The organism is Xanthobacter autotrophicus ATCC 700552 (assembly GCF_043194565.1).
GTDB lineage: Bacteria > Pseudomonadota > Alphaproteobacteria > Rhizobiales > Xanthobacteraceae > Xanthobacter > Xanthobacter autotrophicus_F.
Window position 1 is genome coordinate 25,622 of record NZ_JBAFVS010000033.1, and the last position, 15,675, is coordinate 41,296.

Annotated in this window: 17 protein-coding genes; 5 read left to right on the forward strand and 12 right to left on the reverse strand. The window is 63.7% G+C overall.

Features of this window, described 5'->3' with window-relative positions; all coding sequences use genetic code 11:
* Nucleotides 1–8: 8 nt before the first annotated feature.
* The gene (locus V5F48_RS22735; RefSeq protein ID WP_394110919.1) at nt 9–329 is read right to left on the reverse strand and encodes a HesB/IscA family protein; all 321 of its coding nucleotides are present in this window, start codon (nt 327–329) and stop codon (nt 9–11) included.
* A gap of 480 nt (nt 330–809) precedes the next feature.
* On the opposite strand from V5F48_RS22735, the gene V5F48_RS22740 reads away from it, so the two are divergent.
* Nucleotides 810–1,397 carry a hypothetical protein gene (locus V5F48_RS22740; RefSeq protein WP_394260410.1) on the forward strand — a complete coding sequence of 196 codons (588 nt, stop codon included), beginning with the start codon at nt 810–812 and terminating at the stop codon, nt 1,395–1,397.
* Nucleotides 1,398–1,863: 466 nt separating this feature from the next.
* Here the strand turns inward: V5F48_RS22740 and V5F48_RS22745 are convergent, their stop codons facing one another.
* Both V5F48_RS22745 and V5F48_RS22750 read right to left on the reverse strand, forming a co-directional pair.
* Nucleotides 1,864–2,322, reverse strand: a complete 459-nt coding sequence (locus V5F48_RS22745; protein WP_394110917.1) for a Rieske (2Fe-2S) protein — start codon at nt 2,320–2,322, stop codon at nt 1,864–1,866.
* An 11-nt stretch (nt 2,323–2,333) separates the two neighbouring features.
* A complete protein-coding gene (locus tag V5F48_RS22750) occupies nt 2,334–3,968 on the reverse strand; it encodes a flavin monoamine oxidase family protein (protein WP_394110916.1) in 1,635 nt (544 codons plus the stop codon).
* Nucleotides 3,969–4,289: 321 nt separating this feature from the next.
* On the opposite strand from V5F48_RS22750, the gene V5F48_RS22755 reads away from it, so the two are divergent.
* From V5F48_RS22755 to V5F48_RS22770, 4 genes are all read left to right on the forward strand, one after another.
* Nucleotides 4,290–4,751 carry a hypothetical protein gene (locus tag V5F48_RS22755; protein WP_394110915.1) on the forward strand — a complete coding sequence of 154 codons (462 nt, stop codon included), beginning with the start codon at nt 4,290–4,292 and terminating at the stop codon, nt 4,749–4,751.
* A gap of 119 nt (nt 4,752–4,870) precedes the next feature.
* A complete protein-coding gene (locus V5F48_RS22760; RefSeq protein WP_394110914.1) occupies nt 4,871–5,731 on the forward strand; it encodes a sulfurtransferase in 861 nt (286 codons plus the stop codon).
* 12 nt (nt 5,732–5,743) lie between these two features.
* The gene (locus V5F48_RS22765) at nt 5,744–5,995 is read left to right on the forward strand and encodes a hypothetical protein (protein ID WP_394260411.1); all 252 of its coding nucleotides are present in this window, start codon (nt 5,744–5,746) and stop codon (nt 5,993–5,995) included.
* A 6-nt stretch (nt 5,996–6,001) separates the two neighbouring features.
* Complete coding sequence (locus V5F48_RS22770; protein WP_394110912.1) at nt 6,002–6,319, forward strand: hypothetical protein; 318 nt, start codon at nt 6,002–6,004, stop codon at nt 6,317–6,319.
* Between the two features lie 382 nt (nt 6,320–6,701).
* On the opposite strand, the gene V5F48_RS22775 is transcribed toward V5F48_RS22770, so the two are convergent.
* The 9 genes from V5F48_RS22775 to nifD form a co-directional block, all read right to left on the reverse strand.
* Nucleotides 6,702–7,370 carry a nitrogen fixation protein NifQ gene (locus tag V5F48_RS22775; RefSeq protein WP_394260412.1) on the reverse strand — a complete coding sequence of 223 codons (669 nt, stop codon included), beginning with the start codon at nt 7,368–7,370 and terminating at the stop codon, nt 6,702–6,704.
* 177 nt (nt 7,371–7,547) lie between these two features.
* Nucleotides 7,548–7,841 (reverse strand): ferredoxin III, nif-specific, encoded by a 294-nt coding sequence (fdxB, locus tag V5F48_RS22780; protein ID WP_394110910.1) that lies wholly within the window; start codon nt 7,839–7,841, stop codon nt 7,548–7,550.
* Between the two features lie 18 nt (nt 7,842–7,859).
* Nucleotides 7,860–8,060, reverse strand: coding sequence for a CCE_0567 family metalloprotein (locus V5F48_RS22785; protein WP_393994597.1), 201 nt, complete (start codon nt 8,058–8,060; stop codon nt 7,860–7,862).
* A 14-nt stretch (nt 8,061–8,074) separates the two neighbouring features.
* On the reverse strand, nt 8,075–8,545 hold the full coding sequence (locus V5F48_RS22790; RefSeq protein ID WP_394110909.1) for a NifX-associated nitrogen fixation protein: 471 nt from the start codon (nt 8,543–8,545) through the stop codon (nt 8,075–8,077).
* An 8-nt stretch (nt 8,546–8,553) separates the two neighbouring features.
* Entirely contained in the window at nt 8,554–8,949 is a 396-nt protein-coding gene (gene nifX / locus V5F48_RS22795; RefSeq protein ID WP_011995771.1) for a nitrogen fixation protein NifX, read from the reverse strand.
* 24 nt (nt 8,950–8,973) lie between these two features.
* Nucleotides 8,974–10,401: a nitrogenase iron-molybdenum cofactor biosynthesis protein NifN gene (gene nifN, locus V5F48_RS22800; protein WP_394260413.1), complete on the reverse strand. Its 1,428-nt coding sequence runs from the start codon at nt 10,399–10,401 to the stop codon at nt 8,974–8,976.
* 9 nt (nt 10,402–10,410) lie between these two features.
* A complete protein-coding gene (gene nifE / locus V5F48_RS22805; protein ID WP_394260414.1) occupies nt 10,411–12,312 on the reverse strand; it encodes a nitrogenase iron-molybdenum cofactor biosynthesis protein NifE in 1,902 nt (633 codons plus the stop codon).
* Nucleotides 12,313–12,431: 119 nt separating this feature from the next.
* Nucleotides 12,432–13,991 carry a nitrogenase molybdenum-iron protein subunit beta gene (nifK, locus tag V5F48_RS22810; protein ID WP_394110906.1) on the reverse strand — a complete coding sequence of 520 codons (1,560 nt, stop codon included), beginning with the start codon at nt 13,989–13,991 and terminating at the stop codon, nt 12,432–12,434.
* A gap of 84 nt (nt 13,992–14,075) precedes the next feature.
* Entirely contained in the window at nt 14,076–15,581 is a 1,506-nt protein-coding gene (gene nifD / locus V5F48_RS22815; protein WP_394110948.1) for a nitrogenase molybdenum-iron protein alpha chain, read from the reverse strand.
* Between the last annotated feature and the right edge of the window lie 94 nt (nt 15,582–15,675).

Below are 15,675 nucleotides of genomic sequence, written 5' to 3' on the forward strand. Positions count from 1 at the left end.
CAACCGGCTCAGCCGAAGGACTTGCCGCAGGAACAGCTCGAAGTGGCGTTCGGATTTTCGAAGGTAAAGCCGGAGCCCTCCAGGGCCACGACGAAATCGATGACGGTGCCGGCGAGCAGCTCGTGGCTCTGGTTGTCCACGAACACCTTCACGCCCTCGCGCTCGACCACAGTGTCGTCGGGCTCGGCGTCGCCGACGAGGCCCATCTTGTACTGGTAGCCGGCGCAGCCGCCCGTCTCGACCATGATGCGCAGCCCGCTAACCGGCTGATCGGCGCCCAGGATCGCGTCCCGGACCGCATGCAAGGCGCTGTCGGTCAAATTGATCATCGCTCGACCTTCGCTAGGAGGTTGCTTCGGCCCTCCATCCAGCAAGCGCCGTGCCAGAGAGCAACGGACTGATTTGCCTTATTTTTCAGGATTTCAGCTGTTGCCTTTGCGACGCGTGTCCGATTCCGAACAACACCGAGGGCGGCTTCTGGCGCCCCTGTCGCGTCGGGCCGGCGTCGGCGCCGCCGGCCCGACTATCCCCTCCCGGTCCTTGATTTCGCACCATTGCGCGCGGACCGACGCCGATCGGGGGATGGCCGATTGTCGCGCTCCGCCCCCGCGGGGGCTGCCGTATCGCGGCGCGGCAAAGGGCTTGCATGGTGGACGCGCCTGCCCCCTTGCGCGGGCGGCACGCCGAACGGGGTTCGGCGGAGAGCGGCGCCTTCGAGCCCGGTTCCTTCGAGCCCACGAAGGTGCGCCCCTGCTCGCGCCCGTCTGAGACCGTCTGAGAGTTGTGTGCTGAACCGGAGACTTTTTTTGATGACTGCGATCGAGAACACCCCCCTGGGCCGGCTGGATAAAGAGGGGCGCCTCCTGAATGCCGTGCTCAAGCAGCCGACCAAGCCCGGCCGCTTCGACTTCCGCGGCGACATCGCCCTGAAGTGGCAGCAGCAGATGGCCGACGAGAAGCGTCCGCCGGAATACACCATGGAGCAGGTCATCACCTACGTGGAGGAGGGCAAGCCCACCATTCCCGTGCTGGCGGGCTACCTGCAGAATTTCGCCTTCCTCTCGGACGTGGCGGACGTGCTCGGCGACGCGCTTGCCCCCGACGGCAAGTACTTCATCTTCTGCAACAACATCGACCTTCTCGCGAAGTATCGCGTCACCTATGGCGAAAAGACGTTCTACGTCCTGCCCTGCGATGAATCCACCGTATGGAAGGAAATGACCGATCTGCTCAGCATCGACAAGAATGATGTCAAGAAGCTGGACACCGCCGGCAAGACCGACAAGGTGCTCGATGCCGCCCTGGGCTGGCACGAGGACTACGAGACCATCACCTATGAAAAGGGCGTCTCGATCATGGAGCCGGTGAAGAACCGGAACGCGAACCGCCCGGTCTGATCCCTCAGAGCATTTTCGAGCGAAGTGGATACCGGTTCGCGTGAGGAAAATGCGTCAAAACATACTCTAGAGCGATTACCGTGAGCCAAAGCGAACGGAAAACGCTCTAGGACCCTGAACCGGACCCTCGGCGGCTTCACCGCGAGGGCCCGGTGCGTTGGGAGGTCCGATATCGGAGCTTCAGTCATTGCGGGCGTGCCTGCAGCAGGAACACCGGGCTGCAGAAACACCGGGCGCCGGAAGCACCGGGCGACTGGAACCCCGGCGAGTTGGCAAAATCCTGCTCTCAGGTCCCCGATCTCAGGTCATGGCGGGAAACGACCGTCATGCGAAAGACGGTCGTGCGAAAGACGGTGCAAAACAGGCGTCCCGCCCCTTCCTCCGCTGAAGCTGCTTTCCGGCCAAGGCTATCGGGAGCTCCCGCAGGGGATGCGGGTCCCTGATGACCCGCCCCACGAAGCTGCGTTCAGACGCCACCGCCCTCGTCGGAGCACGAGGTAATTTCCTCATCCTCGTCCTCGACCTCTTCGGCCAGCGTCACGCCCGTCACGCAGATATCGTTGTCGATGACACTGAGGGCCACCGAGGTCAGGCTGCGGCCCTTGCAGGGTCCGTCGACGCACACGCCGGTGCCCAGCTCGAACAGGGCGCCGTGCTTGCCGCACATGAGGCGGATGCCGTTGGGGTCCAGGAACTGGTTGCGCTCCCAGTCCAGCTTCACCCCGTCATGCGGGCACAGGTTGACATAGCCGAACACCTGCCGGCCCCAGCGGACGACAATCAGGTTGAACGGCTTCTCGACGCCGTCCTCGACCTTCATCAGTTCGAAGCCACGCGCGCGCTGGCTCGGAATGTCGCTCATGGAGCAGACGACGTAGGCGGTGCCGACCTCGGGCACGTTTTCTTCCGCGATGCTCGGTTCCATCTTGTCCTCGTTCACGATGCACTCGTCAGGATCGGGCCCTTGCGGGGACCCGCGCCAGGGGGAAGGGCGTTACCCGCCTCTGCCTTGGCAAGCAGGCGGCGGTTGGCGGCAAGGCAGAAGTCGCGCCAGGCGGCCGCGACGTCGCGCAGGATGGTCTGCACATAATCCTTCGACAGATGATGCTCGCCGGGGAAATTGGACAGGGCGCAGGACGTGCGGTTGAAGGCGATGATGTCGTCGAGCAGGGTCTGGATGAAGTCGCGGAACGGCAGTTGCACGTCGCTCATCAGGGCCGAGCGACCCTTCTCCACCGGCACGCCGGCCATGTCGAAGGGCAGCGTGTCCAGCATGTCCGCGGCGCGCTCGTAGATGTCCTCGATGGCACCCAGCATGGCCAGCTGGGTCAGTTGCTCGCGCTGCTGGGTAGCCAGCGCCCGGTTCAGCCGCACCCGATAGGCCTCGAAGGCCGCATCGTTCAGCGTCGCGACCCAGGCGGAGAAGCGCGCCAGACTGGCCGCGTTCACCGAGAGCCCCTCGGGCAGAGCCACCTCGTCCTCATCCGACCGTGCGCGGGCGAGTGCCCGGTCGATGCGCCGCGCCGCCTCCAGCGCGCCCTCCAGATAGCCCGCGCCCTGGGTCGCGGTCTCCGAGCCGCCCAGATAGAGCCGCCCGTCCCACAGGGGCCGGCGCAGCAGCGGATTGGAGAAGGCCACATGCTCACCCTGCGGCTCGGCGCGATCGCGGGCGGAGCAGGTGAAGGGCTCCAGGGCCCAGTCCTGATAATGCTGCTCGGCGCCCTCGGCGGCGCTGCCGAACACCTGCGCCATCTGGCTGTCCATGAGCATGGGCAGGCCGACGGCAAAGGCCTCCCGCAGGTCCGGCGGGAAGCTCAGGAAGCCGCCGAGCGCCGCCTTGGTGCCGGTGGCGTCGCAGGCATCGAAGATCTCGCCCACCACCGCCTGTTCGTGGGTGACGAAGGCGTTGCCCGACTGGCCGGCCTCCCGCCAGAAAGGCGTGGCAAAGGCCATCACCACCTTCGCCTGCGCCGCCATCCAGGTGGGGGCCGCACCCATGGCGTCGCGGGTGGCTGCGTCAAGATCCGGCGAAAAACGCACGGTTTCCGCCACGAGGCGCGGCGGCAGCGCGATCACCACATGCCGGGCTTCAACGGTGAGAAAGGCGTCGTCGACGCGGAAGGTGAGCACCACATGGTCGCCGAGGTCCTCCACCTTCTGCAGCACGTGGCCGAGCCGGATATCCTCGTCGCCCAGGCCGTCAGCGAGCGTCGCGACCAGCCGCGCCATGCCCCCGGCGACGCGACGCGCCCCACCGTGAACCTGCTGGGCGAAACCCTGGGGACCCTTGTCCGCCTCGGTCAGGTGGAGCACCGCCCCCTCGTCGTGCTGGGCAAAGCTGGACAGGCCGAGGTCCGACACGAAGGCCGTGATGAGCGGCTGCGTATCGGGCCAGAACCAGGTGGGGCCGAGATCCAGCGCCTCCCCGGTTGCGGCCGGGACCGCAGAGAGGATGCGACCGCCGAGGCGGGCACGTGCCTCGAACAGGGTAAGGCTGCGGTCCGCCTTCTTGAGGGAACGCGCCAGGGCGAGGCCGCACAGCCCGCCCCCGATGATCGCTGTGTCCAGCATGGATTTCAGATCCCCTGCGTGTCGCGTTTTTGGAGCCCTTGCAAGATTCGCGCACAGCCGGAATGGGGCGGTTTGTGGTGTCCCTGGCGGGGTCCGCGTCGGATTTCCCGCGAGGTGCGACGCATTTCCGACAAGCCGGCGACGACCTCCGACACGGCGGCCACGGACTGCGCGCGGCCGGGGAACCGCGTGCGGACAAGGCTTTGCATCAACCGACCGGTATGTGGGAAGGGAACCACGGGACGCCCCCGCGACTGGCATGAAAATTGATCAAACTGGGGGGACCCGTACGTCACACCCGATTGTCTAGTGGAGATTGCAATGATCGTCGCGTCGGAATTCGCCACCCGCTCCCTCGAGGAGATCAAGGAGCTGCTGGCGGGCGGCACCCTGACCGTCTATTCCGTGGCCCGTCCCGTGACCGCCGACCATGCGGTGGACCGCAGCGGCAAGCTCGTCGCCTATACCTTCGCCACGCCGGCCTTCGCCACCCCGTCCGAGGACGGCTCCGAGGTGCCGAGCTTCGTCGCCGAAGCGGTGAATGCTTCCGACGTGGGCACCCCCGGCTTCGCCCGCGCAGTGACCGCCGACGGCAAGGTCGTCGCCGACTTCTCTGCCGGCCCCGGCGACCGCGAGATCAAGTTCTCGGAAGTGTCCTTCTCCGCCAACGCACCGGTGAAGGTCATGAAGTTCAAGTTCAACCCGGAAGGCGGCTGGCCGGAGCGCGTCGACTATTACGAAGCGCACCCCCGCCCCGGCTACAGCCTGCCCAAGGTCCGCTGAGCCGACCCGCGGATTGCGCGCAGCACTCCGTTCCGTTCCACGATCGTCTGCCGGGCGTCCTGCCCGGCAGACGCGGAAACTACCCGATGTCCGAACCTCGACAGGGAGAGACTTGCGTCATGTCCACCGTTCTTCCCGGACCGTTGGTGAGCACCGAATGGCTGGCCGAGCATCTCGAAGCGCCGGACGTGAAGATCCTGGACTGCACCTGGCTGCATGAAAGCAGCAACATGGACGGGCGCACCCAGTATCGCGGGCGGCACCTGCCGGGCTCGGTTCATTTCGACATCGACCATGTGGCGGACAAGAGCAATCCGCTCCCCCACATGATTCCGCCGGCGGCCGAGTTCGCCAAGAAGGTCGGCCTGCTCGGCATCGCCAACGGCGACAAGATCGTGGTCTACGATCGCCTGTGCGGTGGCGCGGCCGCGGCCCGCGTGTGGTGGATGTTCCGCATCTTCGGCTACGACGACGTGGCGGTGCTGGACGGCGGCTACGGCAAGTGGGTGAAGGAGAAGAAGCCTTCCGACATGTCGCCGGTGCGCCCTGAGCCCAAGACCTTTGCAGCCACCTTCAATCCCGCCCTCGTGCGCAACATGGGCGAGATGGTGGCGAACCTGTCCGGCAAGGCCGATCAGGTGATCGACGCCCGCGGCCCGGCCAAGTTCGCCGGCACCCAGGACGACGTTTTCCCGGTGAAGAAGAAGGGGCACATTCCCGGCGCGGTGAACCTGCCCTGGGGCGACCTCATCGTCGAGGAGAGCGGCGTCCTGATCGAGCCCGACGCGCTGGCGGCCCGCTTCGCGGCGGCGGGGATCGACATCACCAAGCCGGTGGTTGCGACCTGCGCGTCCGGCACCATTTCCGCGGTGGTGCTTCTGGCGCTGTTTATTCTCGGCAATACGACCGCCGCGCTCTATGACGGCTCGTGGGCCGAATGGGGCCTCGCCGAAGATACGCCGGCGGCGGCGGCGGCCTGACGGGAGACACCCATGGCCGACCTTCTGCCCCTCATCAGCGACGGCGAGGAGTTCACGCTCCTCGCTTCGGATGACAACACGCATTTCGTGCTCCGCTTCAAGCCGGACGCACTCACCGCGGATCTTTCCGGAGAGGACGCGGAGCGCTTTCGCGGAGATTATGAAACCGTGAAGTCTCAATTTCCGGACTGGAGTTCGGATCAGGTACTGGCGCAGCTCTGGGACCAAGGCGGTTACAGTTGGCTCGCAGCTCAGGACGGGTGACTTAAAATGGCTACCACGCTCATCAAGACCACTTCGGACGGGCGCAAGCTCGAAGTTTCGGGCCTCGCCATCCTCCTCGACGGTCAGCTTGAATCCTTTGACCTCACCGAGATCAAGCTTCATCCCAACTGCCGGAAGATCTGGTCGGTTCATCCCGAGGCTACCCACCTTGCCGGTCGCGTGACCCTGACGAAGGATGAGGCGGACCTGGTGGAAAAGGCCTTCAAGGAGGCCGAGGCCGAGATTCTCGCCAGCCCCGCCGCCATCAACGAGCGCTTCCGCATCGCCATGATGTGGCGCGCCCGCAGCGAAGGCATCGAGTGACGGCCGACGCGCCGCCGGCTGCCTCCTCTCCCATAGAAATGCCCGGCCCGATCCACGGCGCCGGGCTTTTTCGTCGGCCAGCAAACCCATGCGCAATCCTTCGGCTGTTCTTCGCCAGGATCAGCCGCGGCAATGGCTGGAATAGTGTTGGCGCAGTACGCCGACCTTGGCGCCGCGTGCGTGCGCGATTTGCTCAGTCACCGCACCGTGTGAACTGAAAATATGCCGCCGTGTTCGATCGTGCGCATTTTCGATCGAAGGGGATAGCCGCGCGTGAGGCGTCCGGGATTGGACTGTGATCCCCGGCAGGTGAGGCAACAGGACCGCAGCTTTGCACGGCTCATCGGCGGCGGGCGGATCGAATCCGCCAAAGGCTTCCACTCTATTCGGCAGCCTCGGGAAGAGCATCCGAGCGCACTTGACCGAGCGACGCATGGGAATTGGCTGAACTATGGCCGTTGCGGGCGAGCCGCGATTCCCCGTCCTCCGCCCCGAAGCAGACGTGAAATTCGTCGCAATCCGAGCACACCGGTGCGGCGCACAGGGTAAATCCCTCCGAGCCGCACACCATGCGGTAGAGGAACTTCTTCCACTTCATGTCCTGTTGATTTTTCCGCGCCAGTGGCGCGAACCGCCGGGTCATGAGCTCCCGCAGCTCCTGACGGTCCCGCAGGCCCAGGTCCTGCCACAGGTGGTGAGGCGACTGGCACCGGCGCGCGATCATCGCGATGAAATGAGTCTGCAGCCGACCGGCGTCGGAAGAATAGATGCCGAGAATGTCGCGAACCGACTGCTCTTCCGCCTCAACGGCGACGGCACGTTCACTCACCTGCCGATCAAGCGTTTCGACCGCTTCTGGAAACAGGATGCCGGCGAGCTCGAGAAAGGCGGCCTTGTCGAGGCCCAACGCGTCCAGGCACTCACACCCGTCCCCCTCCGCCTCGGAGAAGGCGATCGCGGCAATGGAGGCCGCCACATGAACATCGAAAGGGTCGCCGGCCGAAGAGATCGATGAAGCAATCAGCCAGTCATAAACATCTTCCGCGGCCATGCACCCACTCCTTATACCAACGGTCTTCTGTCATCGACCGATGCCAAGAGGGTATCGCACAGGCCCCGTGTGGGCTTGGGGCCGACGGCCCCGGTCTTCGACCGGGGCCGAATGAATAAGCACAAGTACCCCGCCGGCGTTCCACCCCGGAACCAGATCCGCTACCGGATCTGGCGGTCAGGCCGCGGCTTCGTGACCGTGAACCTGGCAATTGGCCGGACAGACACGCGCACACGCACCGCAACCGATGCAGGCGCCCGTGTCATTCATGACCATCACCTTCTTTTCGACCTCTTCGTCCTCGTCATCATCGAGCGAGACGACTTCGCCGTCCTCGTTGATGCCCTTGAGCGTCATGACGTCCCGGCCGCAGACCTTGAAGCAGCGCCCGCAACCGATGCATTTCTCAGCGTCGATATCGAGCAAATAGTCTGGCTGCCAGGCTCGACCATCTCGGGTTTCCGTTGACATTTCGAAAAAGCCTTCAGGTTAGGCGGCCTCAAGTGCTTTCAGGTCCGCGCGCTTCTTTTCCAGTTCGGAGAAGGCGCTATGCGCCCTCTTGGCGACATCCATGATCGTCTCCCAGCTGATGGGGAGTTCCTCGGACAGATCGTGGAGGTCCATTTTTGCCTGTGTGGCCTTGGCGGACAGCTTCTTGATTTCGGCCTTGAGTTCTTCCACGTCGCTCATGGTGCACCTGATCTTCAGTAATTGGCCACTTCGGGGAACTTCCGGATCATCTCGACGCCCGAGGCGACGAACTTCGTTCCTTCTTCGCCAAGCTTGCCGAGATTGTCGAAACCGTAGCGGTGAACATCCCGCAGCTGCTTGTTGACCACGATCAGGCGCCCACCGATGAGCACCATGCGGCCGAAGCCTTCGTGGCTCATCTTCAGCATGGGCGAGATCATCACCTTGGTCTCACGTTCGATCATGAGGCACACGGCGTTGAAGAACAGCTCCATGCGCCAGATGGTCTCGGGATCAGGATCGCCGATGAGCGGAAGGGCACGACGCGCCTCCTTGTCGACGATATAGTCCGCGATCAGATCGAGATCCGCTTTGCTTTCCCACGCGCCGTGGGTGTCCTGGGCGCGCCAGACCTTGATGAGTTCCTTGACGAACGGATTGTCTTCTGCCGACACCGGTTCGATCACTTGCGCTGCTTCGGACATGTTCATCCTCATTCATCAAAATCGAAAGTACGTTCCTGGCCCTTCGACATCACCTTGCGCAGCCAGGGCGGCGGGGTTCCGCGGAGCACCGTGGCCAGCTTCTCGATGAGGTCTTCGATCTCCTCGGGCTGGTTCACCTTCATGGGGTGGATGTTGTTCGCCACCACCCGCGCTGCTCCGGAGCCGCCGATGGCAGCCACATAGAGGATCGCGCAGTCCTTGATCGCCTCGATCTTCGGGGCGAGCTTATCTTCGTTGCCGTCTTCCTTCAGGTCGCCATCGAATTCGATAGCTTCCACGAAATGATGGCTCTCCGGACCCACCTCATAGATGGCGATATTCTTCGCCCACCCGAAATGGGCATCGACCCGCTTGAGGTCCTGGGTTGCAAATGCGACTTTCATGGGAGGGTGCGCCTCTGCTCGTTCTTAGTGGTGGGCCGTACTCACGGCGGTGCCGTGGGTGGGCGTCGCCGCCGTGGTATGGGACTGGCCATGGCCATCCTTGTCCCACGGATTCTTCCAGGTGTCCGGCGTCACCTCATGGTTCGCCTCGTGATCGGCGATGCAGAGGTTCGCAAGGGTAAAGATCAGCTCACGGGTGCCACGGTAGCCGGAAAACATCCGGTGCCCGGCGCCGATGCGATCGAACATGGGAATGCCGATGCGGTGAAACGGAATGTTCAGGCGTTCCGCCGCCTGCCGGCCGTGGGAATGGGTCAGCAGCAGATCGCAGCCACGCTCCTTGGCCAGCATCTCCAGGTCCTCGAGGTCGCCGAGCAGAACCTCTTCCGCCTCAAGCTTCTCGAACACCGGCGACTGGGTCGTTGTGACGGCAGCGGTGATGTGCGCGCCCATCTCGTGGAGCATGGACGCCACGTCGAACAACAGGTCCGGCTCGGCGCCGATGGCGAGCTTGCGCCCCCCCAGATGGAAATGGGCGTCCAGCATGGCGTCCACCAGCTGGCCGCGCTGCCGCCGATACTTCTTCGGCACCTCGCGCCCCGAGATTTCGCTCAGGAACATGAAGAATTCATCGTTGGGGCCAAGCCCGCACAGCCGTTCAAACAAACGATACGGAACCCCGGTCTTCTTCTCCATGGCCTCGGCCGCCCGGCGCATCTGCGCTCCGATGGCGATGGTCCACGACGCCCCGCCCATAGTGGCAATCTCTTCCACGCCGATTCCACCGATGGTGGTAGGCGTGAAGTCGTCCGGGATGTGCCCGTCCAGCGAACCCGCGAGATCCGGCAGGAAGAGGGGCTCCAGGCCGAAATCCTCGAAGATCGTACGCAACTCGTCGAGGTCGCCCGGCTGAAGGTGCGAACCCGGCAGCACATTGATGCGCCTGGGGTCGCGCTTGGCATCGGGTTCCGGCGTCTTAACCAGCACTTCGACTAACTTGGCGACCGTCTTCTCCCAGCCGTCCTGAAAGGCGTCCTTGAAGTCGGGCGTCGAGACATAGACCATGGGGAAGTCAGCGAGCTGCGGATACTTGGCGCGGATCATCTTGATGTAACCGTCCACGTCGTCACCCTTGGTCTCGGTGACGCCGGTGGAGCAAATGCCGATGATCTCGGGCTTGGTTCGATTGTAAATGTTGAGAACCGCCTGCTCCACATTGTCGAGCCCGCCGAGCACTGTGGCCACCTCGCTCATGGCGGTGGTCTGGAGCGGGATCGCCTCCTTGAAGTGCCGCACGAACAGCACCAGACCGAACGAGGTGCAGCCCTGGGAGCCGTGCAGCAGCGGCATGGCGCCCCGTAGCCCCATGAAGGCGAGCGCGCCGCCGATGGGCTGGCTCATCTTGAGGGGATTGACCGCGCAGGCTTTTTTGCCGTGGACGAATTTCGCCATTCCGCCCTCCTATTCCGCAGCCACGAGCGTGGCCGGGGCGTTGGCATTCGCCGCCGCGGAATCCAGCATATCCTCGATGCGCTCGGCACAACCACCGCAGCCACCCGTGGCCTTGGTCTGCGCCTTCACCTCGGCGAGGTTGGCCGCGCCGGCGTGGATGGCATCCTCGATGGCGCCCACATCCACGCTCATGCAGTTGCACACCTTCTTGGCGCGCCGCTTGGCCTCCGCCGCGACCGGGTCAAGCTCAGGCTCTTCCGCGGGCGCCAGGCCGCGCGCCTCGAAGATCTCCTCGATGCGACCCGCACAGGCACCGCAGCCGCCGGAGGCCTTGGTGTGGGTCTTGACCCCTTCCACCGTGGTGAGGCTGTGGGCCACGATGGCGTCCTCGATTGTACCGAGGTCGACGCTCTTGCAATTGCAGATCTTCTTGGACCGGCGCGCCTTCTCGGCGGCCACCGGATCGGCCGCAAGGGCGGCGGCCTCCGCTTCCATCTCCGCGATGGCGCGGTTCTGCCAGTTGTTGGCGGGATTGTCCCACGGGGCGGGCTTGCGCACCTGCTCCCAGATGGGGTTGTAGAGCGCCTTGTCGATCTCCTCGACCAGCTTCACCATGCCAATATAGCCCATGTAGGCGTGGTGGCGCTCCTGGTTGATGTCGAGCCACGGCATGGACGCCTTGAGCGCGATGAACTGCGAGCGGCCGCCCGAAAGCATGATGTCGGCCTTCGCATCCTTCAGCATCTTGTACATTTCGCGGGGCGTCATGTCGTCGATCATGTGGGCGTCCTGCCCCATGAGTTCCTTGATGCGCTCCTTGTCCTCGCGCGTGGACTTCTTGACGGAGGTGCCCACCAGCTCGAGACCAGCTTCCTGCAGCGCCGCCACCACCGACCAGGACTTCACGCCGCCGGTGATCAGCAGCACCTTCTTGTCCTTGAAGCGGGCCTTATACTTGGCGATGGCCTTCCAGGCATTCGCCTCCTCGCGCTCGATGAGGGCCTCGGTGCGGTCCATCAGCTCGGGATCGGCGCCGCGCTCGATGAGCATGCGGGCAATCTCACGGAGCGAGTCGGAGGAGTCTTGAATACCGTAGAACGAGCCCTCGAAGAAGGGGATGTCGTAGCGCTCCTCCATCTTGCGGGCCACGTTGATCATGGCCTTGGAGCACACCATCATCGCCGCCTTGGCGCGGTGGGAGGAGGCCACGTCCTTGTAGCGTCCGTCGCCCGAGATGCAGGCCATGATACGGATGCCGAGCTCATCGAGCAGCGGCTTCACCTGCCACAACTCACCGGACAGATTGTATTCGCCGATGATGTTCAGGTCGTAAGGGGTGGTATATTCCGGCTCTTCGGTGCCAATGACGTGCTGGAGAATGGCCTCGCCCGCAAGCTTGTTGCCGAGATTCTTCGGACCCACGAAGCCGGGAGAGTTCACCGGGATCACCGGCGTGCCGAACTTCTCCTTCGCCGCCTTGCAGACCGCATCGATGTCGTCGCCGATCATGGCGGGCACGCAGGTCTGGTAGACGAAAACGGCGGGCGGGTTGTACTTCTCGATGATTTCCTTGATGGACTTGAACAGGCGCTTCTCGCCGCCGAACACCACGTCGGTCTCGTTGATGTCGGTGGTGAAGCCCGTGCGCCAGATCTGCGAGCCGGACGACTTCGCGCCGCGATTGTCCCAGCTGTTGCCCTCGCAAGCGATGGGGCCGTGCACGAGATGGGCGACGTCGGTCAGGGGCTGAAGGGCGATCTTGGCGCCATCGAAGGCGCAGCCGCCGGCGGCACCGCCGGGCTGAAGCTGCTTGGTGCACCCCTTCTTCTTTTCCGCCTCCGATTTGTTCTGGTTCTTCGCGCAGCTTGGCTCGTTGAAGACTTCCTGGATCGTGGCGGAAACGGAGCTCATGGATCTCTCCTTCGAGAAGCGGGCTGTGTAAAGATCAGAACTTCCGAAAAGGGCTGCTCCCGTTCGGGCCGGCCCGGGCGGGGCCCCGGGCCGGATCGAGTGTCGTCAGACTTCTGCGATCAACGGATGATGTCGAACGAGTAGTCGGTCTTGGCGGGGACGATGGTGTTCTGGTCGATGGTGTCGAAGATCTTGTCGAGGATCCACACCAGAACGTTCATGCCGCCCTGATAGCCCCACACCGGGTAGCGGTGGTGGTGGTGACGGTCGAACACGGGGAAGCCGATGCGGATCAGCGGGGTGCCGGTGTCGCGCTCGAGATACTTGCCGTAGGTGTTGCCGATCAGGAAGTCCACCGGCTCGGTGAAGAGCAGCGAACGCATGTGCCAAAGGTCACGCCCGGGATAGACGTTGCAATTCTGGCCGAACGGCGAAGAGTCGAACAGCTCCTGCACCTTGTCGGCCCACTTCTTGTTGCCGTTGGTGGCAAGCACGTGGGTCGGCTCGGCGCCGAGCTCGAGCAGGAAGGCGGCCAGGCCGAGGCACAGGTCCGGATCGCCGTAGATGGCGAACTTCTTGCCGTGGATATGGGCGTTGGAGTCCGCGATGGCGTCCACCAGGCGGCCACGCTCCTTGGCGAGCTCTTCCGGGATCGGCTTGCCGGTGATGCGCGAGATCGCCATCAGGAACTCGTCGGTGCCCTTCACGCCCACGGGGTGATTGAAGGCAACCACTTCCTGGCCGTGGTTGGCGATGAGCGGCAGGGTCTTCTCGGTGCAGTATTCCTGCATGGAGATGGTGGCCTTGGCGTGCAGCGCGTTGGCCGCCTCTTCCAGGGTCGTGCCGCCGTCATACATGCGGAATTCGCCGTCGGTGGGGGTGTCCCACACTTCGGAATTGTCGGCGAGGATGGTGTATTCCACGTCCATCAGGCCGAACAGGCGCTTGACTTCACGCAGGTTGCCGACGGTGTAGCCATCGAAGCCGCCGATGAAGTTGATCTTCTCGTTGGGCTCGCGGACCAGCTTCGGCGCGGTGCCGGCCTTGCCGTCCCAGAAGTGCTCGAAGATGCCCTTCATCACGTTGTCGTAGCCGGTGATGTGGCTGCCGACGAACGCCGGGGTATGGGCGAAGGGAACGTCGTATTCCTGCGGAACCGAACCCTTTTCCTTGGCGGTCTTGATGAAGGCGTTCAGGTCGTCACCGATGACTTCCGCCATGCAGGTGGTGGAGACCGAGATCATCTTCGGCTTGTACATGCTGTAGGTGTTGGCGAGGCCGTCAATCATGTTGTTGAGGCCGCCGAACACCGCCGCATCTTCCGTCATGGAAGAAGACACGCAGGAGCTGGGCTCCTTGAAGTGACGCGAGAAGTGCGAGCGATAGTAAGCGACGCAGCCCTGCGAACCGTGCACGAAGGGAATGGTCTCCTCGAAGCCCACGGCGGCGAACACGGCGCCGAGCGGCTGGCAGGCCTTGGCCGGGTTCACGGTCAGAGCTTCGCGGGCGAAGTTCTTTTCCTTGTACTCGGGCGTCTTGGCCCACTCGCGAACACGCTCGACTTCGGCCGGATCGCGGGGGTTCTCGAACAGCTTCTTCTTGTTGGCCAGCATCTGCTGGTACTCGGGACCGCGGAACAGCTCGAAGTGATCGAGCACGTTATCTGCATTCTGTGGCATCTCGAACCCCTATGGGTGGGTCAATGGGATCAAGCCCGCCGGGTGCCCCTCCCCGAAAAGGGGAGGGGCTTCGGGCTCAGGCGGTCACTCGGCTGCGAGCAGGCCGGGCTGCGCGGGAGCCTGCTTCCACGGAGCCCTGGTCATCTTCCAGACGGGGGAGTTGATGGCCATGTCCATGTCGCGGGCGAAGATGGCGAAGCCGTCATAGCCGTGATACGGGCCGGAATAATCCCAGGAATGCATCTGCCGGAACGGCACACCCATCTTCTGGAACACGTACTTTTCCTTGATGCCCGAGCCGACGAGATCGGGCTGGACCTTCTCGACGAACTTCTCGAACTCATAGCCGGTCACGTCGTCATAGATGATCGTGCCATCCTTGACGTAGTGCTGGGCCGTGCGCTGATAGTCGTCGTTGTGGCCGAACTCGTAGCCCGTGCCGACCACTTCCATGCCGAGATCTTCGTAGGCGCCGATCACGTGACGGGGACGCAGGCCGCCCACGTACAGCATGACGGTCTTGCCCTCGAGCCGCGGACGGTACTTGGCAATGACCGCGTCCATCAGGGGCTGGTACTTGGCGATGACGCGCTCGGCGCCTTCCTTGATCTTGTCGTCGAAGTAGCCGGCGATCTTGCGCAGCGATTCAGCGATCTTGGACGGGCCGAAGAAGTTGTACTCGCACCACGGGATACCGAACTTCTCTTCCATGTGACGGGAGATGTAGTTCATGGAGCGGTAGCAGTGCAGGACGTTCAGCTTCGCCTTCGGGGTCGCCTCGAGCTCGGCGAGCGAGCCGTCACCGGACCACTGGGCGATCACGCGCAGGCCCATTTCCTCGAGCAGGATGCGGGAAGACCACGCGTCGCCGCCGATGTTGTAATCGCCGATGATGGCGACGTCATACGGGGACGGATCGAAGCGGGGAGCCGCATTCGGGTCCATCTTGTCGAACACCCAGTCCCGGATCGCATCGTTGGCGATGTGATGGCCGAGCGACTGGGACACACCGCGGAAGCCCTCGCAGCGGACCGGCACGATGGTCTTGTTGTCGTATTCCTTGGACTTCGCCTTGGACACGGCTTCGATGTCGTCGCCGATGAGGCCGATCGGGCACTCGGACTGGACAGTGATGCCGTTGTTCAGCGGGAACAGGTCCTGGATTTCGTCCATGATCTTGGCGAGCTTCTTGTCGCCACCGAAGACGATGTCCTTTTCCTGGAAGTCCGAGGTGAACTGCATCGTCACGAAGGTATCGATACCCGTCGTGCCGATGTAATAGTTGCGGCGGGCGGCCCAGCTGTACTGGCCGCAGCCCACCGGGCCGTGGGAGATGTGGATCATGTCCTTGATCGGACCCCACACCACGCCCTTGGAACCGGCATACGCGCAACCGCGGATCGTCATCACGCCCGGGATGGACTTGATGTTCGACTTCACGCCGCAGTCGGACTTGCCGGATTCATGGACGTTGAGGTGCTTCGCGCGGCGCTTCGCGGTCTTCTCGGGATAAACCTTGAGAACTTCCGCGATGATCTCTTTGTTACGCGCCTTGATTTCAGCAACGCTTTGCGGTTGGGCCAAGCTCATTTCGCAATCTCGCTCTCGTTTTGGATGCCGGGTGAAGGCCGGCCCCGCAATTGGGGCCGGCCTTGCGGGGTCAACCTCAGGCGGTGAGCTCGGA

Excerpts from the sequence above, each read along its gene's own strand:
- V5F48_RS22785 (WP_393994597.1), bottom strand. The coding sequence starts at position 8,060 with ATGAGCGACGTGGAAGAACTCAAGGCCGAAATCAAGAAGCTGTCCGCC.
- V5F48_RS22735 (WP_394110919.1), bottom strand. The coding sequence starts at position 329 with ATGATCAATTTGACCGACAGCGCCTTGCATGCGGTCCGGGACGCGATC.
- V5F48_RS22765 (WP_394260411.1), top strand. The coding sequence starts at position 5,744 with ATGGCCGACCTTCTGCCCCTCATCAGCGACGGCGAGGAGTTCACGCTC.
- nifN (WP_394260413.1), bottom strand. The coding sequence starts at position 10,401 with ATGGCGAAATTCGTCCACGGCAAAAAAGCCTGCGCGGTCAATCCCCTC.
- V5F48_RS22775 (WP_394260412.1), bottom strand. The coding sequence starts at position 7,370 with ATGGCCGCGGAAGATGTTTATGACTGGCTGATTGCTTCATCGATCTCT.
- V5F48_RS22790 (WP_394110909.1), bottom strand. The coding sequence starts at position 8,545 with ATGTCCGAAGCAGCGCAAGTGATCGAACCGGTGTCGGCAGAAGACAAT.
- nifK (WP_394110906.1), bottom strand. The coding sequence starts at position 13,991 with ATGCCACAGAATGCAGATAACGTGCTCGATCACTTCGAGCTGTTCCGC.
- V5F48_RS22745 (WP_394110917.1), bottom strand. The coding sequence starts at position 2,322 with ATGGAACCGAGCATCGCGGAAGAAAACGTGCCCGAGGTCGGCACCGCC.
- nifD (WP_394110948.1), bottom strand. The coding sequence starts at position 15,581 with ATGAGCTTGGCCCAACCGCAAAGCGTTGCTGAAATCAAGGCGCGTAAC.
- V5F48_RS22750 (WP_394110916.1), bottom strand. The coding sequence starts at position 3,968 with ATGCTGGACACAGCGATCATCGGGGGCGGGCTGTGCGGCCTCGCCCTG.
- V5F48_RS22755 (WP_394110915.1), top strand. The coding sequence starts at position 4,290 with ATGATCGTCGCGTCGGAATTCGCCACCCGCTCCCTCGAGGAGATCAAG.
- V5F48_RS22760 (WP_394110914.1), top strand. The coding sequence starts at position 4,871 with ATGTCCACCGTTCTTCCCGGACCGTTGGTGAGCACCGAATGGCTGGCC.
- nifE (WP_394260414.1), bottom strand. The coding sequence starts at position 12,312 with ATGAGCTCCGTTTCCGCCACGATCCAGGAAGTCTTCAACGAGCCAAGC.
- nifX (WP_011995771.1), bottom strand. The coding sequence starts at position 8,949 with ATGAAAGTCGCATTTGCAACCCAGGACCTCAAGCGGGTCGATGCCCAT.
- V5F48_RS22740 (WP_394260410.1), top strand. The coding sequence starts at position 810 with ATGACTGCGATCGAGAACACCCCCCTGGGCCGGCTGGATAAAGAGGGG.
- V5F48_RS22770 (WP_394110912.1), top strand. The coding sequence starts at position 6,002 with ATGGCTACCACGCTCATCAAGACCACTTCGGACGGGCGCAAGCTCGAA.
- fdxB (WP_394110910.1), bottom strand. The coding sequence starts at position 7,841 with ATGTCAACGGAAACCCGAGATGGTCGAGCCTGGCAGCCAGACTATTTG.